Origin of the sequence: Marinimicrobium alkaliphilum, from assembly GCF_003259155.1 — a bacterium.
Lineage (GTDB): Bacteria > Pseudomonadota > Gammaproteobacteria > Pseudomonadales > Cellvibrionaceae > Marinimicrobium_A > Marinimicrobium_A alkaliphilum.
The window spans coordinates 221,296-245,890 of sequence record NZ_QGMQ01000007.1 but is presented as its reverse complement, the minus strand read 5'-3'; the positions used below and the strand labels follow the sequence as shown (position 1 = coordinate 245,890).

Genomic DNA, 24,595 nt, shown 5'->3' with positions numbered 1-24,595 from the left:
GATTACGGCATTAACTGCTTAAAGACCTATCATCTAAATGAAAAGTGGATTTTTTATGATTTTGATGAGAATTGTTATTGCCTGCGGCATATTCGCATGTGCTATAGCCTCGGCTAGCCCGTATCAAATGCCGAATACGGAGTCTAAAATACTAATCGACGAGAATACCAAGCGCGAGTACCAGCTGTACATAAAGCTGCCTGAGGATTATTCGGAAAACGTTAGTTATCCAGTGGTATATTTGACTGATGCATGGTACACGTTTCCTGTTGTTGCAGGTTCCGTTCAAGTCCCAATGGCGACAGAAAGAATGAAGAACGTCATTGTCGTCGGGATTTCCAGAGACTTGAGTATAGACAGGGACACCTCTAGGCTTAGAGACTTTACCCCGACCACACCTGAAAGTTGGGAAAGGGAGTCGGGGGAGGCTGACCTTTACCATAACTTCATTTCTAACGACGTGTTCAATTATATAGACAGTACGTACAGCACGGATAAAGATCAAAGAACCTATGTGGGTGTTTCACTTGGCGCATTGTGGGGATCCTATGTACTTCTGAAATACCCTGACACGTTTTCGAATTACGTACTAGCTAGCCCTGCGTTATGGTTTGATGACGAGTATATTTTCCGCTTAGAGCAGGAATATGCAAAATCGAATAGTGATTTGAAAGCGAAGGTATATTTGTCGGTGGGATCCTTGGAAGTGCTTAAGGGAGAGGGTTTTACGCTTGATATGGTAAGCGATTCGCGCAAGCTTTATGAAGCACTCAAAAGTCGTCAGTACAACAGTTTAACTATAAAAAACGCGGTAGTTGATTCTGCAAATCATGAAACAGCATTTCCTGCATCATCTATTATGGGATTGTACTGGCTGTTCGGCAATGACAATTAAAAAACCGTTCATATGTTTTCCAAAGGCAACATCTGGCTTTGAATTAGGCGCACCAGGTGAATATGGCGCGACAAACAACATTGTCGGGTAACTGTCGGACGAAATTCGTACCCGACTCCGTAAGAATCTATGAATACTCATGGTTCACTTACGCTGGAGTATTTAGGTGATTCTTAAACAGTTACGTATCAGCCGCCATCTATCCCAAGAGCAATTAGCTTTAAGGAGTATGAGCATCCTCCGTCAATACCGCTGCTGTTAGCGATGGCACTTGCTCATGAATGGCTCCTTGGATATCGTATCCTTTGTAAGGTGATTCCAGAATAAGCTGAACGGAGTAGACTGACCGTAGCACTTTCCGTAAGAAAATGGACGAATCGGCCATGTCACACAAAAAAATACAAGTAAATCAGTAGCATACCCACCACTCTCGCATTATCACGGTGCTTGTGCTCCCCGGAACCACAGCTTTCGTTGTGTAAGGAATGTTTGACTTGTCTCCGGGGGCGGGATCAACTTGCCGTACATCGTATCCATTTGTGATCGTATCCTGGCGCCCTGCTGTGCCATAGTTATATAAGAAACGAGGGAAATGTATGAGCTATCAGTCAAAATGGGTGAAGTGCATCGGATCTGCGGTCGCCGGTCTGGCACTGGCGCTGTCGGCACAATCGTTGGTAGCCGATAATGGTGCGGGAGATTCCGCTGCGGAGGACCCCGCGATTCCAAATGCGGGGTTCGATGAACTGCATGTGAATATCGGCGCGGACTTTACGCGCTACCAGACAGTGCTCATTGAAGATCCGTCGATATCATTTATCCCACGCTGGGCCAACACGCATCGCAATGTAGTGAATAGGCGCGAAATCGCCAGACTCGAAAGGGGTATTGCCGATGATCTGAAAGCGGAGCTGGTGGAAAAACTTTCCGCTGATGGCCGGTACAGGATCGTTGAGGAGGCCGAAGTCGATACCCTGGTGATCAGACCCGAGATCATCGATCTGAATGTCGCGGCGCCGGGCTCGAGAAATGTGCAACTGGTTGATTCGGCGGGCTATGCAACGCTTTCTCTGGAGATGGTCGATGCGTTCAGTGATCTGCCCGCTCTCAGAATCCTTGACTGGAAGCGAGCCCAGGGATTTTCAGGGCGCGATTACTTCATGGCCAGCCGCGCAAATAATGCCCGCGAATTCAGGTTGATGATGGCCGCCTGGGCGGAGCGGGTGCGCTTGCAGCTTGATTTGCTGAGCGCATCAGAGCAGGAAGAGGCACTAACCCCATGACTATAATCCGCGTTCTGGCCGCCCTACTGGCGCTGGCGCTTGCCGCCTGCGCCCATCAACCCGCCACGGAAGGCGACGCGAGCCTACCGCCGCTGATCGACCGGGACAGCTTTTTTGGTGACCCGGAGCTGAGCGGGGCACAGATATCGCCCGATGGCCACTGGATCAGTTTTATCAAGCCCCTGGATGGGGTAATGAATATCTGGGTCAAGGCGGTGGACGAGCCGTTCGAGGCGGCACGCCCCCTGACCGATGATCGGCAGCGACCGGTGCGCCGCTACTTCTGGAGCCGCGACGGCCGCTACATCCTGTATAGCCAGGACCGGGGCGGCGACGAGAATTTCCGCATCTACGCGGTAGACCCGGGAATGGCGCCGGCAGAGGGCGAGCGGGTACCGTCCGCCCGGGATCTGACCCCCTACGAGGGCATTCAGGCACGCATTATCTCGGTACCTTGGGCCACCCCCAATACCATACTGGTAGCCATCAATGACCGTGACCCGGCCTTGCACGATGTCTACCGGGTATCCATTGATACCGGCGCACGCGATCTGGTGCTGGAGAACGATCAGATGATTGCCGACTGGACCGCAGACCGCGAGGGGCGCTTGCGTCTGGGCACCCGTCAACGCCCCGATGGCGGCTGGGAGCTGCTGGCAGTGCACAATGGCGAGCTGGAGCTGGTGTATCAGTGCAGCTTTGAGGAAAGCTGTGGCGCCTTGGCGTTTCACCCGGACGGCCGCCGGCTGTACTTGATCACCAACCGAGGGGAAGAGGTAGACTTGGCCCGGCTGGCGCTGCTCGACCTGAACACCGGCCAGAAAGAGGTGCTGGAGTCCGACCCGGAAGGGGAGGCAGATCTGTCCAATGTCATCCTTTCTCACGATGGCAAACGGTTGCTCGCCACCCTGTATGTGGGCGACCGGTTACGCCTCTACCCCCGCGACCCGGACTTCGCTGCGCATTATCAACGCCTGCGGGCGGCACTACCGGACGGGGACATCTACCCCGGCACCCGGACTGAGGACGAGCACCAGTGGATCGTCAATCTGGTGTCGGACCGCGAGCCCGGCAGCGCTTATCTGTTCGATACCCGCAGCGGTGAGGTGTCGCTTCTGTACCGCGCCCGCCCCGACCTGCCCGCCGAGCACCTGGCGCCCATGGAGTCCATCCGCTATACCGCCCGGGACGGCCTGGAAATTCAGGCTTACCTGACCCTGCCCTTGCATGTGGACCCGCTCAACCTGCCGCTGGTGGTCGTGCCTCACGGCGGCCCCTGGGCGCGGGACAGCTGGGGTTACAACAGCTTTGCCCAGTTTTTGGCCAACCGCGGTTACGCGGTGCTGAACCCCAACTTCCGCGGCTCCACTGGTTTTGGCAAGGCGTTTCTCAATGCAGGGAATCGCGAGTGGGGCACCGGCGCCATGCAGCACGATATTACCGATGGCGTGCACTATCTGATTGAACAGGGTATTGCGGACCCGGAGCGGGTCGGCATTATGGGGGGATCCTATGGCGGTTATGCGACCCTGGCCGGGCTGGCGTTTACCCCGGAGCTGTACGCCGCTGGCGTCTCCATCGTCGGCCCCAGCAACATCATTACCCTGCTGGAGTCCATTCCACCTTACTGGGGGCCGCTGCGCCAGATTTTCACCGTGCGGGTGGGCGACCCCGACGACCCCGAGGAGCGCGAACGCCTGATCGCACAATCACCCTTCTACGCCGCCGAGAATATTGTCGCCCCCCTGCTGGTGGTTCAGGGCGCCAACGATCCCCGGGTGGTACAGCACGAGTCCGACCAGATTGTGGTGGCCCTGCGAGATTTGGGGCGCACTGTGGATTATCTGGTGGCGGAGGATGAAGGCCACGGCTTTGCCCGGCGCGAAAACCGCCTGGCCATGATGGCGGAGATCGAGCGCTTCCTGGCCACCCACCTGGATGGCCGCTACCAGCCGGAGATGGCGCCGGACATTGCCGATCAGCTGGAGTCGCTGCGGGTGGACCCCGCTGAAGTCACTCTGGACTCACAGTAAACGCCGCAGCCGACCGCCCCAGCGGCCGGCTGCGGTTACCACATCAGATCATCGGGGATGACATAATCCTTATAGGGATCGTCTTCGTCAGCCTGTTGCTCGACGGTCTGGGTATTGGCGACGATCACGGCACGCTGATCTCGCTGGGCGATCTTGTCGGCGACTGCGCGCGGCACCAGCTCATAGCCTTCGCCCAGCTTTACGATCGCCAGCTGGCCGCGCACGATCTGGCGTTGTACGGCGGCGGAGACGCGCATTTTCTTGATCAGTTTGTTGTCGGTAAAGTTGTATTCGACATCATTCTGGCCGGCGCCTTTGTTCTGGCGGTGATTTTCGATCAGTTGCTGGATCTGCCCAGCAATGGCTTTCTGTTGTAATTCCTGTTCACGCTGGCGATTGAGCGCGCGATCACGCTCGGCTTTTTCCGCCCGGGCTGCTTGGGCGGACTGCTTGACCTCATCGACCACCGGCTCACCTGAGCGGCGGCTCACCTTGTCCTGCTTGCGCTTATCTTTTTTAACTTGCTTGGCTTTTTTGTCGTTAATCAAGCCGGCCTGCAAGAGTTGATCCTGTAGAGATGGCATTGTGTCGGCTCCCACCAGTGGTTGTCTTGGGGGCATTATGCCACTAACCGCCGGCCGGCTCACCTGTTAGCTGGGAACAGCTCCCGCCATAGAATCAAGAGGCCCCTGAGCACGGGGCCGCAGCCTTTACATCCATATTTATATGACTTATTGTCCGCTGACTGCCCACGCCATAATAATCAATATTTATATGAATGGAATTAATATGAATACACATCCCTTGCGTAATCTGCTTTTTGTGTTTCCTGTGATTTTTGCCTCTAGCGGTTGTACAAATCAGGATCATCCTTCTACGCAGCCCTTGCCCCACGACGCCGTCGTCCTGGAACAGCTCACCCGCGCCAATGATTACTGGCAGGCGGAAAACCCGGAGCCCGGTTGGGCATTCTGGGAGCACGCGGCCTATCACACCGGCAATATGGAAGCCTATTTCGTGACCGGTGATGAGGACTATCTTGATTATTCCCTGCGCTGGGGCGAGCTGAACGACTGGATGGGGGCCAAATCGGATGACCCTTCGGAATGGAAATACAGCTACGGCGAAACCGACGAGTATGTGTTGTTCGGTGACTGGCAGATCTGCTTTCAGACTTATATCGACCTGTACCAGATTACCGGCTTGCGCGAAAAGATTGAGCGCGCGCTGGAAGTCATGGAGTACCAGATGGCCACCGAAGCGGTGGACTACTGGTGGTGGGCCGATGGTCTGTACATGGTGATGCCGGTAATGACCAAGCTCTACCACGTCACCGGCGACGAACAGTATCTTGAAAAATTGCACGCGTATTTTACCTACGCCAAAAGCATCATGTACGACGAGGAAACCGGCCTGTTTTATCGTGATGCCAAGTACGTTTACCCAGAGCACAAGAGCTTGAATGGCTACAAGGATTTCTGGGCGCGCGGGGACGGCTGGGTGTTTGCCGGCTTGGCCAAAGTGCTGGCCGACTTGCCCGAGGATCACAAACACCGCGATGAGTACCTTGCCGTGTACCAGAAGATGGCCGCCACCCTGGCCCGCGTGCAGCAGCCCGGCGGCTACTGGACGCGCAGCCTGCTCGACCCGGAACACGCCCCGGGTTATGAAACCAGTGGCACGGCATTCTTTACCTACGGCTACCTGTGGGGCATCAACAACGGCCAACTCGATAAATCCACCTACTTGCCGGTAGCGTTGAACGCCTGGCAATACCTGAGCGAAACGGCGCTGCAGGAAAGCGGCAAGGTCGGCTACATCCAGCCGATTGGTGAGCGAGCCATACCCGGCCAGGTGGTCGATGCCGACTCCACCGCCAACTTTGGGGTGGGCGCCTTCCTGCTCGCAGCGTCGGAAATGTATCGGTTGGTGGAAAAATAAGCTATCGCAATGGAGCGCCCTATGAACATGAAAAGCAGAATACCTTCGGTTGGCCTCGGCCGTATCGCGTTCGGTTTCCTGGTCTTGAGCGCCGTTGTAATGGCCGCCTGTACCGGCCCGGCGAAGACGGAAACATCGCCCGAGCACACTATTTTTACCCTTGAGCAACCTGACTACGAACTCAGCCCACACACCGGCATGACCCGAGAACACTGGAAGGATGCCACGCGCTACTTGCTGGAGGGCGCCTTCAGCTATATCGACAGCATTGACGACCCCATGGTGTTCCCCTTTGACCCCGGTATGGAGCGCAACGAACGCCGCCCGGAGGTAACCGTCGTTGAAAAACTGGAAGGTCTGTCGCGCACGCTGTTCGGCGCCAGCGTCCTACTCAAAGAAGATCCCGACCTGGAAATCAACGGCATAAAACTCGCGGACTATTACCGCCATCACCTGGCTGAACTGATCAACCCGGAAAGCCCAACCTACATAGAGCCGCGCGCCGAAGACGGCGGACCGAATCAGGCACTGGTGGAGTTCGGGGCGGTGGCGATATCGCTGTTTGTTGCGCCGGAAGTGCTCTGGGAGCCGCTGTCCAAAGCGCAACAGGATGCGCTCGCCGACACCATGCTCAGCTATGGCGACGGACCGACGGTGCCCTCCAACTGGAAGTTCTTCAACATCTACGTCCTGAGCTTTTTCAAAACCCAGGGCTACGAAGTCAATGAGGCGTTGCTGGTTGAGTATCTGCAGGAATCGCTCGAGCACTATCGCGGTGATGGCTGGTACAACGACAACCCAGCTTACGATTACTACAGCATGTGGGCCTTTCAAATGTACGGCATCCTGTGGGCCGACCTGTTTGGCAACCAGCATTACCCGGACATTGCCAAGCAGTTCGCGGACTACTTTGAAGACCTCAACGATAACTACCCCTATCTATTTAGTCGCGATGGCGAGATGATTATGTGGGGGCGCAGTATCGGCTATCGCTTTGCCAGCATTACGCCCTTCCCGCTGATGGGCCTGAATGAAGACCCGGACATCAACTACGGCTGGATGCGTCGCATTTCATCGGGCAACTTATTGCAGTTTCTGCAGCACCCGGACTTCCTCCACGACGGGGTGCCCACGCTGGGGTTCTACGGGACCTTTGAACCTGCGGTGCAGGGTTACAGTGTGCGCGGCAGCAACTACTGGTCGCTCAAAGCATTTCTGGCACTCCTCATACCCGAGGACAATGCTTTCTGGACCGCCACGGAAAATGAAGGCGCCTGGGAGTCGCATTTGACCAAAGGCACCGTGCACAACAACTTTCAGGCAGGAGCGGAAATCCTGACCACCAACTACCCCAACATCGGCGCCTCGGAAGTGAGAGCCTGGTGCCATGTGGGCGTTATCGACAACTGGGAGGCCTTTCGCGGCAGCGAGAACTACAACCGGCTGGCCTACAACAGCGCCTTTCCCTGGCAGGCGGACGGCGCCGAGGGCGAAGTCGCCATGAACTATGTGATCAGGAACAAAGACGACGACTGGGAAGCCCTGCGCCTTTTTGAGTTCGAACAATACAGCGACGGCGTTTACTACCGCAGCGCGGTATTGGAGACCGACGACAATGTGCGCCTCAAACTGGCCGATATACCGCTGCCCAATGGCATCCTGCGTGTGGACGAAAACCTGAGCACGACTCCAACTGAGTTTCGCCTGGGGCACTATGCGCTGCCCAGGCTGGGTAACAATATTCGCAAGAGCCAGCGCACCGTCAATGGGTATGAGGTGCAGATCATCGACAACGGCGTCTACCAATTGGCGATGGTGCCGCTGCGAGGTTGGCAGGATATGGACACTCTGGATACCACCGGTTTGCACCCGGCCAGCGACCAAAGCGCGGTAATCAATGTGTCGCACACCCTCTCTGAAAACAGCCGGTTACCCGTGATCTACGCCACGCTAATGCTCTGGAAAGAATCCGGAGAACCCTGGACCGACGATGAACTGATGCCGGTGGCGCGCATTGATCGGTCCAGTGAAGAAAACAACATTGTTGTGCTGTTTAGAGATGGAAACGAAAAGACGCTGTGGAAATGAGCTGGGCGTTGTTGGCAGGGTTCAGCTCCGACCGCTGCGGATAGACGCGATTAAGCGGCTGAACTCCTCCGCCGGAAGCGCCTCGTTGCCGTAGAAACCCTGGAACTCATCACACGCCTGGGCTTGCAAGAACTCGTACTGCTCGGAGGTTTCCACGCCCTCGGCGATAACATTCAGACTCAGGCTACGCCCGACGGCGATGATCGCCTCGGTCAAACCCCGGTCTTCCAGGCTACGGGTCAAGTCGTGGATAAAGGACGCATCGATCTTGATGGTGTCCACCGGGAACTGCTTGAGTGTGGACAACGAAGAGTAGCCGGTACCAAAGTCGTCGATGGCGACCCGTACACCCATAGCCTTTAGTTCTTTCAGGATTTTCACGGTGGCTTCAACATCGCGCATTACCATGCTTTCGGTAATCTCCAACTCCAGCAGGTCCGGGTTCATGCCGGTCTCTTCCAGAGCCAACTTGATGTCGTCCAGCAGATGCTCATCGATGAACTGTCGAGCCGATAGGTTGATGGCCATGCTCAGTGGCGGCATGCCATTGGCTTGCCAGTCGACACTTTGCTGGCAGGCCGTATGAAACACCCAGCGGCCGATAGGAACGATCAGGCCGTTCTCCTCCGCCACGGGTATGAATTGCATTGGCAGGATCATACCCAGTTCCGGGTGTGCCCAGCGCAGCAGCGCCTCCACGCCGGTAATATCCCCGCTCTTCATATTTCGCTTGGGCTGGTAGTACAGGCGAAACTCCTGACGCTCGAGCGCGTGGCGTAGGCTTGACTCAAGCGTCAAGCGCTCCAGAGAGTCATCACTGAGCGACTCGGAGAAAAATTGGAAATTGTTTTTCCCCAGCGCCTTGGCGTGGTACATCGCCATATCCGCATTTTTCATCAATGTCTGCTCGTCATCGCCATCCCGGGGGAAGAGCGTAATGCCGATGCTAACAGTGACTCGAAATTCCTGCCCAACCAACGTGAACGGCTTCGCGCAGGCGGCGAGAATTTTATCGGCGACTGGCGAGACGTGTTGCGGGTCCGCAATATTCGGCAGCAGCACCACAAACTCATCGCCGCCAAGGCGCGCCACGACATCGCTCTCACGAACGGCGCACGCGAGACGCCTGGCGATTTCCTGAAGCAGCTCATCGCCCGCATCGTGACCGAGGGAATCATTGATGTGCTTGAAACGATCCAGATCCAGAAAAAGCAGGGCAAACTGACGCTCATAGCGTCGAGCCTCCAGCATGGACTGCGTCAGCAATCGACTGAAGTAGGCACGGTTGGGCAAGTCAGTCAGGCTGTCATGAAAGGCCAGGTACTCAACTTTTTGCGCATGCTGCACGCGCTCCTCGGTCGCCTGTTGTCGCTCTTTTTGCAGTCGCCAGCTGAGAAACCCCAGAATCCCCGCAATGCCAATCAACAGTCCACTGGCAAACACCGCTCGCCAATAGTATTCCCGAACGGTGGCCCGTGCCGGTGCCAATTGTTCCGCGTGCGAGAGCCCTATAACGACCGAGAGCGGAAACTCGAACAGCTCCCGCACCACGGTATAGCGCTCAACCTGATCCCAGGGGTGCCGAACCAAGGGAGCCGGCGATGAATCGGTGACGCCTGAAGCCTCTCGGGCAACAACACCCAGCGAGGTGCCCACACCAATCTTATCCCCGGTTCTATAGACCCGGAAATTGTCATCGTCGCCCGCGAGCCCAAGCAAGCCCGCCTCGCCCAGCGTGGCACTGTCGTACCCACTGACAAAATACTCCGCATGCACCGCCAAAGTGACAACACCGGAGTCGCGCCCCTGTTCATCCGTCATGCCGCGCGCGAAGTACAAGAATGCGCCAACGTCGGTGTCAATTGGGCGGCTGAGCGTCAATTGCTGGGTACGGAGTGCGCGCTGGAAGAACGCGCGCTCTTCGGCCCGCTCCAGTCCGAATCGACCGTGGGTTGCCAGAAGATTCCCTTCGGGGCTGAGCACGGCGACCGAAAACAGTAGGCTGGGGGGCAACAGATCCTGCTCGTTGAGGTCATCAATGGCGGCCTCGGGCGCCTGGCGCTGGACGTCGTAGCGAACCAGCTTGAGGGTCTGGTCAATTTCGCGCAGCGCGCGCACCACTTGCGCCTCATAGGTTTGCGCAACATCGGTGGTCATGGACGCGTTGTTTCTGGACGCACTTGCTATCACATCAGAGGTCAGATGGAAGGTCGCACTCCAGATCAGGCTCAGACCAATCAGGGCCAGGGCGCCGATCAGCACCGGCGCTTCCAGAAACCGATGAAATCGCCTGCTTCTATCGGTTTTGGCCTGATTCTCTGAAGTAGCGACTGTCATAGGCCTAGAACTCGATATCAACGACCCGAAGGCCATCCGGCACGGCTTCAGCGTCCATGTAGCCAATGGCATTGGGGTTGCGGGTTACCGCTTCCACCAGGGCGGCATGGCTGTTCACAGCTCTCGGCGGCTGGCCGCGACCGGTAAAAATCAGCCGGGACCAATGCGACCGAATCTGGGCGGGTGTACGCCCCAGGTAGTGTTGGTAAAAGTCACTGTGGGCCTGGGTCTGTTCCGCCTGATCAATGGGGACGATCGCTTCGCCCTCAGACAGGTACGTCAGCCGCCCCAGATAGATATCCGCCAGCTGAGTCGCGCTCAGTGTCCGAACCGGGCTGCCGTCAGAAACCACAACAACGACGTCAGCGCAAGCGAAGTGCCCCAACACACTCAGCAGGCCGGTCATTATTATCTTTACGAAAGTTCGTGGCATAGTCAGAGAACCTAGAAAACGAAGTCGACAGTGGCGCTAAACAGGGAAACCGGCTCATCACCCTCGAAACCGGGCTGGGTGTTCGACAAGACGCCGCGTGTTCCCCGCCTAAGGTCAATGCGGTCGTACTGGGCTTTAAAAGCGACGCTGGGCGCGAAGTCCCAGCGGACCCCTATCGCAACACGGCTCTGATCAGACGTGTTTTGCGAGAGGAGCTGATTCAGGATCTCGTTTAGCGGCTCCGCTTGCGGATTGGGAAGCCCTGGATGGGAGAGATCCCCTTTTGCACGCATATCGGCAACGGTCAGGTAGGGGGTGAATGCATTCACTCGAACACCGCCCGTCACGTACCAGCCCTGATGCTCGCCGACAAAGGATTGTGATTTGTTGTTCGCCCACTCCCCCGACACGAACCAGTCACCTGGGTCGTAGCGCCCGCCGAAACTGATGACACGCACGGTGGTGTCATTGAGATCAAATTGGTCAGCGATAAATTCACCGTCTGGGCCAAAGGCGCGGAAGCCGTCAAAAACAGGGTTCAGTACCTCTACGGTAAGGTCAGTTTGTGAATAGCCGGCGAATAACGTCGTGTCCCGCCATTCCAGGGTGTTCGCGAAGGTGAGCGCGTTTTTTGCGTCCATTGCGAAACCGTCAGGTAGATTCGTGCTTTTTTGTCCATAGGACACGTGCAGAAAGTTCGTGATCTCATCGAAGCGTTTTTGGTAAGTGATGCCGACACCATCGGAATTGGTGATGGGCACCAGATTGTAAACCTCGGGCTCCGGCCGAACTGTAGCCGTGGCATAACCGACTTTTCGGTACTCGGAGGTCATAAAAGAGGGCAGGATGGTACGCCCGACACGAATGGTGAGCTCGGGCGTCAATTCATAGCTCACATTGGCCCACTCAACCTTCGGATCAAACGAGCCGTCGTAACCTTGTTCCGACACGACCTGAAGCACAGCTCTGAACTTTGACGCAAAATTCGATGAAAGCTGAAGTCCGACCTTACTGTCGACTTTTGCGCTCCATTGATCACTGTAACCGGCACCCTCATCGGCAAGCAGGCCGGAGGTGAAGTCCGCCTGGTCCTCATCGGAGTGAACGACGCCGAGGGTACCAAAACCATCGATGCTCCAGCTCGACGCGCCAACATTGCCGCTGGCAACAAGCGCAACAACCGGCAGGAGCATTGCCCGAAACATGTTTGAAAATCGGTTCATTGCAGTGTTTTTACGGACAGTACAGCGTTTCATAGTCCCCTTCCGAGCAGCTTCCCGACGAGCGGTTGGCGGAGAAATGTAAGTTTTTTATATCAGTAAGCAAACTATAGCACGAGGGGGTATATAGAACGAGTAAAGGGTATCTGCACAGCATACCCAATATTGTAGATGACGCCTCCCCGCAACGTCCGTAGGCTGCCGGTATCTCTATTGAATTGATACTCAACTGCTTTTCGAGGAAGCTGCCATGTCAACATATTCGCCATTCACCCCCTTGCGCTCAGTTCACTTTCTGTTGAGGTGGATGGGCATTCTGCTCACCATCCTTGTGCTCTCGGCCTGTGGAGGCAGCAGCGACGACTCTGACGCCGACCCCGACGGTGGCGACTTCGGCAGTGACAACCCCGGCGGGAACACAGGCAACGGCAACGGTACAGGCTCGCAAGGCGGTGGTACGGGCTCACAAGGCGGCAGCATTGATTTGGCCAACTATTTGGTGCCAGCCACCAATGGAACCCGCTCGTTTGATGAGTACATGGTGAGCGATGGCACGGTATCGCCTGACTGGTCCTATACCGAGGTCTGGCAAGTATCCGCCAACCAGGCGACGTTGACGGACGAGGACAACGTGGTGACCACGCTCAGTATCGGCAATAGCGAGCTGACCATCAGCAGTTGGGGGCTGTCCTACCGCATCCCTCGACACGTCAACCCAGGCGGTACCTACCAGGATTCCTGGGGGGACAATTTCAGAGTATTTGGCCCCTTCGCCAGCCGGACCTTTTCCGTGGGCAACTCATCGCCCTCTCGAACTGATCAGGATGTCATCATCATTATCAGCCATGACGCCGACTGGAACGATATCGAAGTAGGCTACTACGCCAGAGGGCTGGGTTTTGTGGGAGGCGACTGGTATGAGGACTGCCCAAGTAATATCCAACTGACGCTGGAGACCCAGTATGCTCAGCTATGTGGATCCTATTATTACAGTGAAATATTGCAGGGTAACCATTCGACGCCCGACAACAACCAGAGTCCTGGGGGAAACGGCAGTACCGGTGGTACAGGTAGTACCGGTGGAACCGACGTAACCGTCAACCCCACCACCAGCACAACGCTGATTCCCGCCAGTTCGAGCGCCTGCTCCGGGAATACATTGGGCTCTAGCGGCGATCTGGTGGCAATCAATACGCCGCTTCAGGTTGACGCAACGATCATCAACAGCCTGACATTACGCTACGACATGGATGTGTTTTTCGGCGAGCCTACCCGTAAGGCGGTGGTCGCCTGGGAAGGTAGCGGCGGGCTGTATAACCCCATCTGGCTGGCCGAAGTTCACAACCCCCAAGGGCTGCAATACGTCACCGCCAGCGGCCAACGGGTGTTCGCATCTTACCTCGCAGGAAGCACCCCCGCAGCGGGTGCGGGCTTCGGGTTTGACACTACCGGGAGCCCCTCGTGGTCACAAACCTTCGTCACCCTGAGTGGCAGTAATCAGACCGACTTCGGTGTCAGCGCTGATGAAGCGAAGAACATTTACCGGGCCTGCTTCAACCTGGCCAACGTCCGACTGCTACGCTTCAACGGAAGTACCGCCCAGACGCTGTCGAACTAGCACGACTGGGCACTTTTTAAGCAACAAGTAATTGCCACGCCAAACCGCTTTGAGCTATATTGACGCTAAAGTCAACATGTAGGCCTAATGTGCCCGACGCTCATTGAGGTAGAAGCATGCAAATAAATGATCAGCTCTGGCTGTCGCTGGTCGACAGCTTCAGCGCCGCTGCGGTCGGCACGGGCAGTTGGTTGGACTCGCTCTCACAACTGGCCGATGCAACCGGGTCCCGCGCAGGCGAGCTGATCGGCCTCGGCTCGGCCAACACTGTTCCCTTCAACTGGGTTAGCGGTTTGTGCTCGGAGTGGGCCGAGGACTTTCTCGCGTGCGGCGGCGGCGACCCCGGGGTCAACCCGTTTGTTCGCGCAGGCTCTCAGCTGTCGGTTCTTCAGGTCGCCTCCAGCGCTGAATTTGTAAGCGCACAGGAGCGTCGCAGCAATCGGTTTATCGCCGAGCATACCCAGCACTACGATATTCCTTATATCTGCCTGACCCCGCTTGTCAAAGAGAGGGACTCTCTCGTGGGGCTGGCGGTTATGCGCTCCGGCAAACAGGGCGAGATCACCGATGCCCAAAAAGCCTTGTTCACATCGATCGCTCCCCATATACGCGCGGCTGTGCGCACCCAGATGGCCCTGGAGCACCAGAGCGATCTGTTGGCAGCCGGCACGCTGGAGGCCCTTTCTCTTGCCGTATTTATCTGTGACCGACGGGGCCACGTCAAGGCTGTGACTCCGCGAGCCGAGGAGCTGCTGGGCCAGCAGGATTGCCTGCGTTTACGCGGTGGCGTACTCGGCGCCGCAACCCAGACCGACAGCCGCCTCCTCACGAATGCCATTGGTACCGCGGCAGCGGGGCTGCGAGCGCCCGGGGCGCCGCTCGCCACCACCCTGGTACTGAAAGGCAAACGCACTCAGCCCTATGTCGTCGAGGTACTGCCCGTACCGCGCCGTGAATATGCCTTTGGCTTTGAACCCCGCGTTTTGGTGGTAGCGCGGGACGCCCGGGTAGACTCCTCCCGTATGCAGTTGCTGTTGCGCGCGGCTTTCGGTTTGACTCTGGCAGAGGCCGATGTGGCCCAGCAATTGGCCGAAGGGAACACCACCGAGGCCATTGCCCTACAACGCGGTTCATCGCTGGGCACGGTACGCACTCAAATTCGCGCTATCTACAACAAGCTGGATGTCCACCGGGTCAGTGAGCTGGTCGCCCGCCTGCAACAGTTACGCTGATGATAAAAAGGGGCTTCACCGCTACCCACATGTAAAGACAACCGCCGTACCCCTTAGGCCCGCATGACAGGCGCCTCCGGCTGTGTGTATAATTTATCCAATACATATAATAATCACGTTAGCCGGAGCGGTAATCTACCCGCTTATTCTTTACAGGCCATTATGATTCAGCAAAGTCAGATTCCCGCCCATTGGCAGGCAGACTTCCATCGCTACCATGCAGACACAATTGGATGCAGAGTGGAGTCGGGCCGACGCCGCGCTCTACCGGGCCAAGCACGAAGGGCGCAACCGCTCGGTGCTGGCAGAAACCTCACAGTAAGTTGATCACAATGATTCCACGCCCACTTCTACGTCTTTGGTCCACATTCTGCGGTTCGGGACTCCTGCTTGGTACGCTGCTGTTCGCCGTCTCTCTCACCCCCAGTCTGGTGCCCCGCCCTTTTGCGTTGCAGGTGGTGCTATCCGGCGTCGCGCTCGCGGCCGGTTATGGCGTCGGGGTTTGCGGGCGCTGGCTGTGGGACTTTATGGAGTTACCGCACCTGCCCCGTCGGCCTCGTCGCTACCTGAAGCTGGCGTGGACGCTAATCAGCCTCGGCATTGCCGTGGTCTTTTTGGCCAGGGCGGCGACCTGGCAGAACTCAATCCGGGATTTGATGGCGATGGAGCCTGCCGGTGGCACGCGACCAATCATGCTTGGGCTGCTGGCGCTGTTGCTGTTCGTGTTCATTATTGCGGTAGCACGCTGTTTCCGATTTATTGCCCGGCGCCTGACGCGCGGCCTGAATCGCTTTGTGCCCCGGCGTATATCCATCGTCATGGGCTCCACCGGCGCATTGATACTGTTCTGGCTTGTGGTCGAAGGCATGGCGACCCGACTGATCCTGAATACCTTTGAAACCTCCTTTCAGCAACTCGATGCACTGGTGGAGTCCGAACAAGATCCTCCGCAATCACCCACGCTCGCGGGCAGCCCGGATTCATTGATCGACTGGCAGGACCTGGGCCGTCAGGGGCGGCGTTTTGTCAGCGGCGTTCCGACACCCGCAGAGCTTGAGGAATTCTTTGGTGAAGAGAGCGCCGAACCCGTGCGGGTTTATGTTGGGCTCAATGCCGCGGAAACGATTGCCGAACGGGCCGATCTGGCGCTGCAGGAACTGATCCGCGCCGGCGGCTTTGAACGGGAAGTACTGGTTGTTGCCACGCCCACTGGCACCGGCTGGATCGACCCGGGCTCGATCAACAGTGTGGAATACCTGCACCGTGGCGACGTCGCCAGCGTGGCCGTTCAATACTCTTATCTGCCCAGCTGGCTGACACTGATGACGCGACCCGAGTACGGCGCGGAAACCGCCCGGCGGCTGTTTGAGGCTGTGTACGGGCACTGGAGCGGCCTGGATGAAGCGGAGCGTCCGCGCCTGTACTTGCAGGGGCTAAGTCTGGGCGCGCTCAATTCCGAGCGTTCGGTGGATATCTGGGATATCGTCGCCGATCCGATCCACGGCGCCCTATGGAGTGGCCCGCCCTTTCGCAGTGCTACCTGGCGCTGGATCACCGACAACCGTACGCCCGACTCACCGGCGTGGTTGCCGGCGTTTCGCGATGGTTCGGTAATTCGTTTCACCAATCAGGACAGTACCTTGGCCCCCGTTCAACGGGGCTGGGGGCCCTTGCGCATTGTGTACCTGCAGTACGCCAGTGACCCGATCACTTTTTTCGAGCCCCAGTCCTTTTACCGCGAGCCCGAATGGATGGCAGAGCCCCGCGGCCCGGATGTTTCCGAGCACCTGCGCTGGTACCCGATCATCACCTTTATGCAACTGGCCGCCGATATCGCCGGAGCCGAGAGTGCCCCCATCGGCTACGGGCACACCTATGCCACCGAACACTATATTGATGGCTGGCGCGCGGTGAGTAATCCGCAGGGATGGGATGATGCTGCCATCCGTCGGCTGAAAGCGGCCATTGGTGATTTAGGCGACTAATCACGCTTGCCTTCGCCGTCCGCTAGATGACATGCTATAGACGAGAACGACGCCTCATTTCGATACAAAAAGGATTGCACCATGTCGATTGAACTCATCACCTATGACCCGGACCGTCACTACCAACTCGTCGCCAACTGGATGCGCCAGCCCGAGGTCGCACGCTGGTGGGGCAACCCCCAGGACAACCTGTTCATGTTACGCGGACAGCCCAAAGATCAGTGCGCCCTGATCTGTAATGAGGGCACACCGGTAGGCTACCTCAGTTGGCAGCAGCCGAGCGAGTCGGAGCTACGTGATGCGGGCCTGGAGGATTTGCCCCTCGACATGGTCGATGTGGACATTATGATTGGCGATACGTCCACCCTCGGCAAAGGCGTCGGCCCAAAGGCGCTCGCTCAGCTATTTCGTCACCTGGCCGAACAGGGTGTGCCGCGCGCGGGCATCGTCGGCGCGGTGGACAACCTGAGAGCCATGCGTGCCTACGCCAAAGCAGGTTTGGTGCCGTTCAGGGATTTTTATGCCGCAGGCAAGCGTTACCGGTACTTCACCAAAGTGCTGAACGCCAAAGAACGGGTCACCAGTGCATAAGACCCCGTTAACGAATGTCCAAACTGCCTATAAACCCTAGATCAGCACTTACGATTTCTGACTTACCGCCCCGGAGTACGCTAGCCATGAACAACTAAGCCTGACTTTCTATTGAGCTCGTTTCAATTAACAGGGTTAGTGGCTGTAGCGACAACCGGAGGCGTCATGACCATCAGTGCGCAATCAATCTCTTTACAATGGAGCGACGGCAGTGTCGCTTTTCCCAGCCTCAGCTATACCTTATCACCGGGGTTTCACGCATTGGTTGGCCCCAACGGCTGCGGAAAGTCCAGTCTCGCGCGGGTGCTGGCGAGTCAGGCGGCGCAACCCGAATTGCTGCCCAGCAGCGGCCACGTTCATCGAACCGGCAGCCTTGGCTATGTCGGCCAAAGCGAGCAAGCACCAACAGGCACACTGGCCACGTACTTGAGTGCTGAACCCCGACTGGCAGCTCTGCAGCGCATCGCCGAGGGTAGCGTAGCGGCTGCTGACTTTGATGAGGTAGGTGATCGATGGCATTTTGCCGATGACCTTCGCCAACAGCTCCAGGACGTAGACCTGTGGTTGCCCGCCATGGGGTTCGACATGCCCCTAGCCAACTTGAGCGGTGGTGAGTTTATGCGCCTGCAGTTGCTCAAGGTCTTTGGCAAATGCCCGGATAACCTCATCCTCGATGAGCCGAGCAACCACCTGGATGCGGAAGGCCGCGCGTGGCTGCTGAAACAGTGTGAAGCCTTTTGTGCTCTGCCTGATCGCTGCCTGCTGGTGATCAGCCATGACCGGCAACTGTTACAGCATGTGGATAGCGTCAGCGAGCTTACCGCGCTCGGGTTGGGACATTACCGTGGCAACTACAGCGACTATGCGGAGCAGGCCGACATAAAACGGACAGCCGCTGAACGGCAGCTGCACGATGCCATCAAGCAGAAGAAGCACATTCAACAGAAGCTGCAGAAAACCCGCGAGAAAGCGGAAAAGCGCGGAGCGAAAGGCAAGGCTGACCGGGCCAAAGGCGGCCAGGCCAAAGTGATGCTCGACTTTTCCAAAGAGCGCTCCCAGCAGACCTCAAAGGCGCTGAAGACACAGGTAGAGCGCCAGACGGCGCAGGCCAAAGAAGAACTCACGGAGGCTCAACAGCGCGTCGCAGCAAGACAAGACATTCATATCCGTTTTTCAGACAGCGCCGCTACCCGGAAAAAACGTTTGTTGCATACTGAACATCTGGTGTTGCCCTTTGGCAATAATGAGCCTTGCACGTTCACGCTGAGACCGGGCGACAAACTTCATGTGCGCGGGGCCAACGGCAGCGGAAAATCGACCTTACTGAAAGTACTCGCTCAGCAGATCAGCCCTGCCAGCGGCACGCTGACACTGAATACCCGCGCGCACTTTCTCGATCAACGGTTCTCGTTGGTAAATCCAGACCTGAGTGTGCTGGAAAATCTCACGGCGTACGCAGACGCACTGTCAGTCACTGAAGCTCGCACGGCACTGGTCCAATCCGGGTTGACGAGAGAGGCCGCGGAGCGCCCGGCCAGTACCCTGAGCGGCGGAGAGACAATGAAGCTGGCAATGCTGATGGTTACCCTGCAACCTGAACCCGAACTGCTACTGTTCGATGAACCGGACAACCACCTGGACATTCTGTCTAAACAGCAGTTGGCGCAAGCCATCAAGGCCTATCCTGGCGCGCTGGTTGTGGTCAGCCACGACCACTACTTTGTGGAAGATGCAGGGATTCATAAGGCGCTGATCTTGGGGTAGACTTATACCCTACTAAAGTAATGCCGCTCCAAGGAGGGATTATGCGTCAACCCGGTCAAAACCTGCTCATTGCCGCCGCTTTTTTTACCGCTCTGGCAGCCCTTGCACACATCGGCTGCATCGTCTTCGGAGCAGAGTGGTACCGTTTCTTCGGCGCCGGCGAGGAGATGGCCCGGATGGCTGAGGCAGGCCACTGGTATCCGGCTGCGGTCACCGCTGCCATTGTTGCCCTCCTGTTGATCTGGTCACTCTATGCGCTCTCGGGCGCGGGTGTCATCCGACGTTTACCGTTTCTACGCCTCGCCCTGTGCTTGATCGCCGCTATCTTTCTTGTCCGAGGGGTGGCGTTTGTCGGACTTATGCCAGCCTTCCCGGAAAACAGCCTGACCTTCTGGCTGGTGAGCTCAAGTATCTGTTTGGTGCTGGGCGCACTCTACGCTTTTGGAACCTATCACAAATGGACTGCCTTGAGTGGCAATTCTGCCCCCACCCCGAAAAACCTAAACTGAGAAACCACTATGAAAACCGTCTTTAGCTCACTCGCCCTTTTCCTGCTTCTGGCAACCCCCGCAGCCCTCGCTGTTTGCGATAAAACAGAGCCTGAGTTTTTCCAAGCAATAGCGGTATACAAAGAGAACGGTAGCCAAGCGTTTATTCAACGTATCCTGAAAGGTGGCCCACTAGAGAACGATCAACGCGCTCTTTCACAATCTCAGTCACTCAATCAAATAGAGAATTTCTTTGGAAAATTTGAATCGGGAAGTGTTTTGAGCACCAAGCTCATCGGAAACCGTACTTGCTACCTCATCGGGGTACTTGAGTATCAAAATGGGCCAGCCTTCTTTGTGGCGACCTACTATCAAGCATCCAACGGAATCGCAGCAACCTCGATGTTCTTCCAGACTGAGCCTGAGAAATTATTGCCCATGAACTTTTTGATTGACTGACACAATAGCGCACGATGAGAACAGTCGACATTCTTGCTGTTGGCCTGCGAGCGAACTCATCGCCGCGCAGTAGCTCTAAGTGACGCGAATATCAGTTCCCCAAGGATGAGCTTATGAAAATTTTTTTCAGTCGGTTGGCAGTCCTCACTATGCTGGTGGCCTTAAGCGGTTGTTCAGTGTTCGGAAACTGGCTAGCCGTTGAAGCGTTGCAAGAAGCATCCGACAGCAGAATCGCTTACGGTTCCAGTTGCTTACATATGAGCACGACCTGTAGCGCCAGCCGATACCGTGAATGGCCAACGTCAGATGGCCGTACCGGCTGTTCCTGCGACAACTGATCAGGCCACTGCGACATTCTGCCACATCCCCCCAAACGCGGATTGTGCTAGCATCGTGCGGTCATGTACCCAAACCCTGTTAAAGCCCAGTCAAGGATTCGCGGTGATGTCTTCCACAGATTGCAGCCCTGGGGGCTTCAGGCTCCTTGGCAGTATTGTCGCGAGCCTGCTACTGGCCGCTTGCACACACCCCTACCAACCCACAGAAACGGCAGGCGACACTGTCGACTGCGACCAACCGGATCAGATGCTGACCGTGCATTGCGGCCGCACCCCCAGCACCGCTTTCTCCCCCGACGGCGAGCCGTGGGCCGTCTATGTGGTGGGTGAGCATGTGACTATCAGCCGCTCAAAGAATGAGGGCGTATCCTTCGAGGCACCGGTTCAGGTCAATGCCATCCCCGAGCCCATTTACACCAACGGCGAAAACCGCCCGAAAATTGCCTTTGGGCCGGCGGGCGAAGTCTATCTGTCCTGGAGCATGGTCACCGAGGGCCGGTTTAACGGCGACGTGCGCTTTACCCGCTCCCTCGACGGCGGCGACCAGTTTGAGCCGCCTCGCACCCTCAACGATGACGGCCTGATCACCAGCCACCGTTTCGATGCGCTTCATGTCAATGACGAGGGCAAGCTGTTTCTCACCTGGCTGGACAAGCGCGACGAGGTGGCCGCACGCACGGCGGGCAAGGATTACCCCGGCGCAGCCTTGTATTACACGGTCTCCACCGACCGGGGCGACAGCTTTGCCCGCAACCGCAAGGTCGCCGATCACAGCTGCGAATGCTGCCGGATAGCCACCGCACCGGCCCCCGGCGGCGAGGTGGCGGTGTTCTGGCGCCACATTTTCGGAGAGGAACTGGAAATCCGCGACCACGGTTTTGCGATACTCGGGCGCGAAGGCGTCACGCTAGGCACACAGCGGGCCACACGGGACCATTGGGTGCTGGACGGCTGCCCGCACCACGGCCCGGCTCTGGCGTCGGCGGACGACGACGGCTATCACCTCGCCTGGTTTACCGCCGGCGACGTCGGTAGCGGCATTTTCTACGCGCACTATGACCCGGACACCGGGAACAAGCACCAACGGCGGCAGGTGGCCGGCGCGGGTGCAAGCCACCCGGCTATCGCCCGGGCAGAGGGTCGATTGCACCTGGTGTGGAAGCAATTTGACGGTGAGCGCACGCAGATCAGACGGATCATCTCCACCGACGGAGGTGCCAGCTGGCAGCCGGAACAGGTGTTGGCATCGACGGCGGGCGGCTCGGACCACCCCTTGCTGGTCACCCACGAGGATAACGTCTGGCTGAGCTGGCATACCCAGGATGAAGGACTACGGCTGGTGGCACTATGATTTCACTCAGACGCGGTTTTTGGGTACTGGCGCTCATGATCTCGGCCATGCCCGCGTGGGCGACCGAGCCCCAGCCCTTTACCGCCGATACACTGAAACAGATTGAAGAGACACATGCAGGCAAGCCCTTTCTCCTGGTGATGTGGGAAGTGTCCTGCCCACCCTGTCGGCGGGAATTGGCCGTCCTCGGCCGTTTAAAAGCCGCCTATCCGGCGCTGCGTATCGCGCTGATCGCCACCGATGAGTTCCGCCACCGCGCCGAGGTGGCCGAGATACTGGCGGATAAAGGCCTGTCCGGGGCCGACGCCTGGCTCTTTGCGGATGCCAACATCGAGCGACTTCGCTACACTGTAGATCCGGAGTGGTTCGGGGAGTTGCCCCGCAATTACTTTTACGCCGCCGATGGCAGCCGGGTTGGCGTCAGCGGCATGGTGCGGGAAAGCGCCTTGACGGCTTGGGTCGAGGAGCATGCCGATCAGTTCTAAAAGGAGGCCGCGCCATGCGCGCACATATTCTGCAGCACGTCCCGTTTGAAGGCCCGGGCAGTATTGGCCACTGGCTGAAAGCCCGCCAGGCCGAGGTCACCACCACCCGCCTGTTTGAGTCCACCGCCTTTCCCGCCGTAGCCGAGATTGATCTGCTGGTCATCATGGGCGGCCCCATGAGCATCAATGACGAAGACACCCTCCCCTGGCTGGCACCAGAAAAGCGCTTTATCGGCGAAGCCATCGCGGCCGGACTACCGGTCATCGGCATCTGCCTGGGCGCGCAGTTGATGGCGGCCAGTCAGGGCGCCCGCGTCTACCCCGGGCCGGAAAAGGAGATCGGCTGGTTTCCGGTGGAGGCGATTGAACACTGCGCCGATGCCTTTGTCTTTCCCCCGACCTTTATGGCCTTTCACTGGCACGGTGAAACCTTTGAGCTGCCCACCCATGCCGTGCACCTGGCCCGTAGCGCCGGGTGCACAAACCAGGCGTTCCAGATTGGAGAGCGCGCCATCGGCTTGCAGTTTCACCTGGAAACCACGCCCGAGAGTGCCGCCGACATTATCGACCACAGCCGCCACGAACTGGTGGCCGAGCGCTATATCCAGTCAGAAGCAGAGCTGCTGAGCGCCGACGCCGGCGACTACGCCGGGCTCAACCGGCTGATGGTGCAGGTGCTGAATTACCTGGTCCGAGACTGCTGATGCCGCAATTGCCCTACTCCCAAGCCTGTGAGAACAACAAGCACCCGATTCTCGACGTGTTGCATCGGGCCTTTAGCGATCGCCGTCGTGTGCTGGAAATCGGCGCCGGTACCGGCCAGCACGCCGCGCACTTCGCACGGGCGCTGCCACACCTGGAATGGCACACCAGCGACCTGCCCGAAAACCACAGCGGCATCAACGCCTGGATCGATGCCTATCCCGCTCCCAATCTGCACCGCCCGGTTACCCTCGACCTGCGCACCAGCGCTTGGCCCGGCCCGTTTGATGGCGTCTACTCGGCCAACACAGCGCACATTGTGAGCTGGCCTCTGGTGCAGCGACTATTGGCCCTCGCCGGCAACGGCCTGCCCGAGAACGGGATCCTCGCGCTCTATGGACCCTTCAATTATCAGGGTCGCCACACCAGCGACAGCAACCGCGAGTTTGACGCAATGCTGCGCGCGCGCGACCCGGAGAGCGGCATCCGTGACTTCGAAGCGGTATGTGCGGAGGCCCAAAGGCACAAGCTGCGATTGGACGAAGACAACGCGCTGCCCGCCAACAATCGCTTACTGATATTTCGAAAACCGGTCTATACTGGCTAAAACCACCTCGGCAAGGAGCACCCTTGTGCACAGAATAGCCATAATAGCGATAACCTGCTTGACCCTCTGCGCGTGCACCACCACGCAACAGCGACTTCCGGATATTGATTACGATGTGGCCTTGGGGGCCCCGGAAAATACCGAAGATTTCGCTCTCACGGAGAGAACCACCTTCGAAGAGCCACTGCTCGGCACGCTCTTGACCTACAAAAATCGCTATTTCCCTACGGATCAAATTTCCTTGTACGTCTACCCCATCCCTCACTTTCAGTGGGATAATCAAGAGCAGATGCTCGAAGGCGAAATGCAGGAAACGCTGGACGAAATCGACCACGCCATTGACCTGGGGCACTATCAATCGCGCACCGACGCGTCCACCGAGCCTTTTAGTGTCGTTCACGACGGTGCTCACTACGAGGGTCTGAAAGCGTCGTTCGAAATGGTCTTACAGGGCGGATTGGAGATCCATTCCAACACCTATCTCTTTATCGAAAAAGACAAGTACATCAAATTCCGCACCAGCTTTGTCACTGAGGAAACCGTGCCCACCGACGGCGACCAAGCCGTCCGGCAAATTCTTCCACGGCTCGATATTCCTGGCGAATCCGAATACATGCACGAACTGCGCGCAGCTTACAGGGAATACACAACGCAGTTGTTTATGGAAGCCCTGCTGCAGATGGTTGAAGAGATGCCTGAGGAATAGTCAGGACGCGGATCGCATTGGACAAAAAATCGAATGAGA

Annotated in this window: 21 protein-coding genes; 17 read left to right on the top strand and 4 right to left on the bottom strand. The window is 57.5% G+C overall.

Annotation, left to right across the window (positions count from 1 at the left end; translation table 11 throughout):
- The first annotated feature begins 55 nt into the window (after window positions 1–55).
- From DKW72_RS13110 to DKW72_RS13100, 3 genes are all read left to right on the top strand, one after another.
- Entirely contained in the window at window positions 56–895 is an 840-nt protein-coding gene (locus tag DKW72_RS13110) for an alpha/beta hydrolase (RefSeq protein ID WP_157960490.1), read from the top strand.
- Window positions 896–1,491: 596 nt separating this feature from the next.
- Complete coding sequence (locus DKW72_RS13105) at window positions 1,492–2,178, top strand: DUF3313 family protein (protein WP_111642833.1); 687 nt, start codon at window positions 1,492–1,494, stop codon at window positions 2,176–2,178.
- Window positions 2,175–4,211, top strand: a complete 2,037-nt coding sequence (locus DKW72_RS13100; RefSeq protein WP_111642832.1) for a S9 family peptidase — start codon at window positions 2,175–2,177, stop codon at window positions 4,209–4,211. The genes DKW72_RS13105 and DKW72_RS13100 overlap by 4 nt, the downstream gene beginning before the upstream one ends.
- Before the next feature lie 35 nt (window positions 4,212–4,246).
- Here DKW72_RS13100 and DKW72_RS13095 read toward each other — a convergent pair whose 3' ends face one another.
- Window positions 4,247–4,795: a DUF2058 domain-containing protein gene (locus DKW72_RS13095; RefSeq protein WP_111642831.1), complete on the bottom strand. Its 549-nt coding sequence runs from the start codon at window positions 4,793–4,795 to the stop codon at window positions 4,247–4,249.
- Between the two features lie 205 nt (window positions 4,796–5,000).
- Here DKW72_RS13095 and DKW72_RS13090 point away from each other — a divergent pair, with 205 nt between their 5' ends.
- Window positions 5,001–6,152 carry a glycoside hydrolase family 88/105 protein gene (locus tag DKW72_RS13090; protein ID WP_111642830.1) on the top strand — a complete coding sequence of 384 codons (1,152 nt, stop codon included), beginning with the start codon at window positions 5,001–5,003 and terminating at the stop codon, window positions 6,150–6,152.
- A 21-nt stretch (window positions 6,153–6,173) separates the two neighbouring features.
- Window positions 6,174–8,240: a DUF2264 domain-containing protein gene (locus tag DKW72_RS13085; RefSeq protein WP_198411343.1), complete on the top strand. Its 2,067-nt coding sequence runs from the start codon at window positions 6,174–6,176 to the stop codon at window positions 8,238–8,240.
- A 21-nt stretch (window positions 8,241–8,261) separates the two neighbouring features.
- On the opposite strand, the gene DKW72_RS13080 is transcribed toward DKW72_RS13085, so the two are convergent.
- Genes DKW72_RS13080 through DKW72_RS13070 form a run of 3 tightly spaced genes read right to left on the bottom strand, consistent with a single transcriptional unit; the run spans window position 8,262 to window position 12,266 of the window.
- The gene (locus DKW72_RS13080) at window positions 8,262–10,577 is read right to left on the bottom strand and encodes a putative bifunctional diguanylate cyclase/phosphodiesterase (protein ID WP_198411342.1); all 2,316 of its coding nucleotides are present in this window, start codon (window positions 10,575–10,577) and stop codon (window positions 8,262–8,264) included.
- 4 nt (window positions 10,578–10,581) lie between these two features.
- Window positions 10,582–11,010 (bottom strand): type 2 periplasmic-binding domain-containing protein, encoded by a 429-nt coding sequence (locus DKW72_RS13075; protein WP_198411341.1) that lies wholly within the window; start codon window positions 11,008–11,010, stop codon window positions 10,582–10,584.
- A gap of 11 nt (window positions 11,011–11,021) precedes the next feature.
- Window positions 11,022–12,266 (bottom strand): porin, encoded by a 1,245-nt coding sequence (locus DKW72_RS13070; RefSeq protein ID WP_157960489.1) that lies wholly within the window; start codon window positions 12,264–12,266, stop codon window positions 11,022–11,024.
- A 214-nt stretch (window positions 12,267–12,480) separates the two neighbouring features.
- Here DKW72_RS13070 and DKW72_RS13065 point away from each other — a divergent pair, with 214 nt between their 5' ends.
- The 12 genes from DKW72_RS13065 (at window position 12,481) to DKW72_RS13010 (ending at window position 24,556) form a co-directional block, all read left to right on the top strand.
- Window positions 12,481–13,848, top strand: coding sequence for a hypothetical protein (locus tag DKW72_RS13065; RefSeq protein ID WP_157960488.1), 1,368 nt, complete (start codon window positions 12,481–12,483; stop codon window positions 13,846–13,848).
- 116 nt (window positions 13,849–13,964) lie between these two features.
- Window positions 13,965–15,080 (top strand): helix-turn-helix transcriptional regulator, encoded by a 1,116-nt coding sequence (locus tag DKW72_RS13060; protein ID WP_111642826.1) that lies wholly within the window; start codon window positions 13,965–13,967, stop codon window positions 15,078–15,080.
- A gap of 332 nt (window positions 15,081–15,412) precedes the next feature.
- Window positions 15,413–17,065 carry an alpha/beta hydrolase gene (locus tag DKW72_RS13055; protein ID WP_111642825.1) on the top strand — a complete coding sequence of 551 codons (1,653 nt, stop codon included), beginning with the start codon at window positions 15,413–15,415 and terminating at the stop codon, window positions 17,063–17,065.
- An 81-nt stretch (window positions 17,066–17,146) separates the two neighbouring features.
- The gene (locus DKW72_RS13050; RefSeq protein ID WP_111642824.1) at window positions 17,147–17,656 is read left to right on the top strand and encodes a GNAT family N-acetyltransferase; all 510 of its coding nucleotides are present in this window, start codon (window positions 17,147–17,149) and stop codon (window positions 17,654–17,656) included.
- 165 nt (window positions 17,657–17,821) lie between these two features.
- A complete protein-coding gene (locus tag DKW72_RS13045) occupies window positions 17,822–19,420 on the top strand; it encodes an ABC-F family ATP-binding cassette domain-containing protein (RefSeq protein WP_111642823.1) in 1,599 nt (532 codons plus the stop codon).
- A 41-nt stretch (window positions 19,421–19,461) separates the two neighbouring features.
- Window positions 19,462–19,929: a hypothetical protein gene (locus DKW72_RS13040; protein ID WP_111642822.1), complete on the top strand. Its 468-nt coding sequence runs from the start codon at window positions 19,462–19,464 to the stop codon at window positions 19,927–19,929.
- Between the two features lie 9 nt (window positions 19,930–19,938).
- Window positions 19,939–20,367: a hypothetical protein gene (locus tag DKW72_RS13035; protein ID WP_111642821.1), complete on the top strand. Its 429-nt coding sequence runs from the start codon at window positions 19,939–19,941 to the stop codon at window positions 20,365–20,367.
- A 444-nt stretch (window positions 20,368–20,811) separates the two neighbouring features.
- Entirely contained in the window at window positions 20,812–22,056 is a 1,245-nt protein-coding gene (locus DKW72_RS13030) for an exo-alpha-sialidase (RefSeq protein WP_157960487.1), read from the top strand.
- On the top strand, window positions 22,053–22,541 hold the full coding sequence (locus DKW72_RS13025; protein WP_111642819.1) for a TlpA family protein disulfide reductase: 489 nt from the start codon (window positions 22,053–22,055) through the stop codon (window positions 22,539–22,541). The genes DKW72_RS13030 and DKW72_RS13025 overlap by 4 nt, the downstream gene beginning before the upstream one ends.
- Before the next feature lie 14 nt (window positions 22,542–22,555).
- Window positions 22,556–23,245: a type 1 glutamine amidotransferase gene (locus DKW72_RS13020; RefSeq protein ID WP_111642818.1), complete on the top strand. Its 690-nt coding sequence runs from the start codon at window positions 22,556–22,558 to the stop codon at window positions 23,243–23,245.
- Window positions 23,245–23,850, top strand: coding sequence for a DUF938 domain-containing protein (locus tag DKW72_RS13015; protein WP_111642817.1), 606 nt, complete (start codon window positions 23,245–23,247; stop codon window positions 23,848–23,850). Before DKW72_RS13020 ends, DKW72_RS13015 begins: the two co-directional genes overlap by 1 nt.
- A 25-nt stretch (window positions 23,851–23,875) precedes the next feature.
- Window positions 23,876–24,556 carry a hypothetical protein gene (locus tag DKW72_RS13010; RefSeq protein ID WP_157960486.1) on the top strand — a complete coding sequence of 227 codons (681 nt, stop codon included), beginning with the start codon at window positions 23,876–23,878 and terminating at the stop codon, window positions 24,554–24,556.
- The last annotated feature ends 39 nt before the right edge of the window (window positions 24,557–24,595 follow it).

Excerpts from the sequence above, each read along its gene's own strand:
- DKW72_RS13075 (WP_198411341.1), bottom strand. The coding sequence starts at position 11,010 with ATGCCACGAACTTTCGTAAAGATAATAATGACCGGCCTGCTGAGTGTG.
- DKW72_RS13030 (WP_157960487.1), top strand. The coding sequence starts at position 20,812 with ATGTCTTCCACAGATTGCAGCCCTGGGGGCTTCAGGCTCCTTGGCAGT.
- DKW72_RS13080 (WP_198411342.1), bottom strand. The coding sequence starts at position 10,577 with ATGACAGTCGCTACTTCAGAGAATCAGGCCAAAACCGATAGAAGCAGG.
- DKW72_RS13020 (WP_111642818.1), top strand. The coding sequence starts at position 22,556 with ATGCGCGCACATATTCTGCAGCACGTCCCGTTTGAAGGCCCGGGCAGT.
- DKW72_RS13070 (WP_157960489.1), bottom strand. The coding sequence starts at position 12,266 with ATGAAACGCTGTACTGTCCGTAAAAACACTGCAATGAACCGATTTTCA.
- DKW72_RS13035 (WP_111642821.1), top strand. The coding sequence starts at position 19,939 with ATGAAAACCGTCTTTAGCTCACTCGCCCTTTTCCTGCTTCTGGCAACC.
- DKW72_RS13095 (WP_111642831.1), bottom strand. The coding sequence starts at position 4,795 with ATGCCATCTCTACAGGATCAACTCTTGCAGGCCGGCTTGATTAACGAC.
- DKW72_RS13105 (WP_111642833.1), top strand. The coding sequence starts at position 1,492 with ATGAGCTATCAGTCAAAATGGGTGAAGTGCATCGGATCTGCGGTCGCC.
- DKW72_RS13055 (WP_111642825.1), top strand. The coding sequence starts at position 15,413 with ATGATTCCACGCCCACTTCTACGTCTTTGGTCCACATTCTGCGGTTCG.
- DKW72_RS13040 (WP_111642822.1), top strand. The coding sequence starts at position 19,462 with ATGCGTCAACCCGGTCAAAACCTGCTCATTGCCGCCGCTTTTTTTACC.
- DKW72_RS13025 (WP_111642819.1), top strand. The coding sequence starts at position 22,053 with ATGATTTCACTCAGACGCGGTTTTTGGGTACTGGCGCTCATGATCTCG.
- DKW72_RS13045 (WP_111642823.1), top strand. The coding sequence starts at position 17,822 with ATGACCATCAGTGCGCAATCAATCTCTTTACAATGGAGCGACGGCAGT.
- DKW72_RS13065 (WP_157960488.1), top strand. The coding sequence starts at position 12,481 with ATGTCAACATATTCGCCATTCACCCCCTTGCGCTCAGTTCACTTTCTG.
- DKW72_RS13060 (WP_111642826.1), top strand. The coding sequence starts at position 13,965 with ATGCAAATAAATGATCAGCTCTGGCTGTCGCTGGTCGACAGCTTCAGC.
- DKW72_RS13090 (WP_111642830.1), top strand. The coding sequence starts at position 5,001 with ATGAATACACATCCCTTGCGTAATCTGCTTTTTGTGTTTCCTGTGATT.
- DKW72_RS13100 (WP_111642832.1), top strand. The coding sequence starts at position 2,175 with ATGACTATAATCCGCGTTCTGGCCGCCCTACTGGCGCTGGCGCTTGCC.
- DKW72_RS13110 (WP_157960490.1), top strand. The coding sequence starts at position 56 with ATGATTTTGATGAGAATTGTTATTGCCTGCGGCATATTCGCATGTGCT.
- DKW72_RS13050 (WP_111642824.1), top strand. The coding sequence starts at position 17,147 with ATGTCGATTGAACTCATCACCTATGACCCGGACCGTCACTACCAACTC.
- DKW72_RS13015 (WP_111642817.1), top strand. The coding sequence starts at position 23,245 with ATGCCGCAATTGCCCTACTCCCAAGCCTGTGAGAACAACAAGCACCCG.
- DKW72_RS13085 (WP_198411343.1), top strand. The coding sequence starts at position 6,174 with ATGAACATGAAAAGCAGAATACCTTCGGTTGGCCTCGGCCGTATCGCG.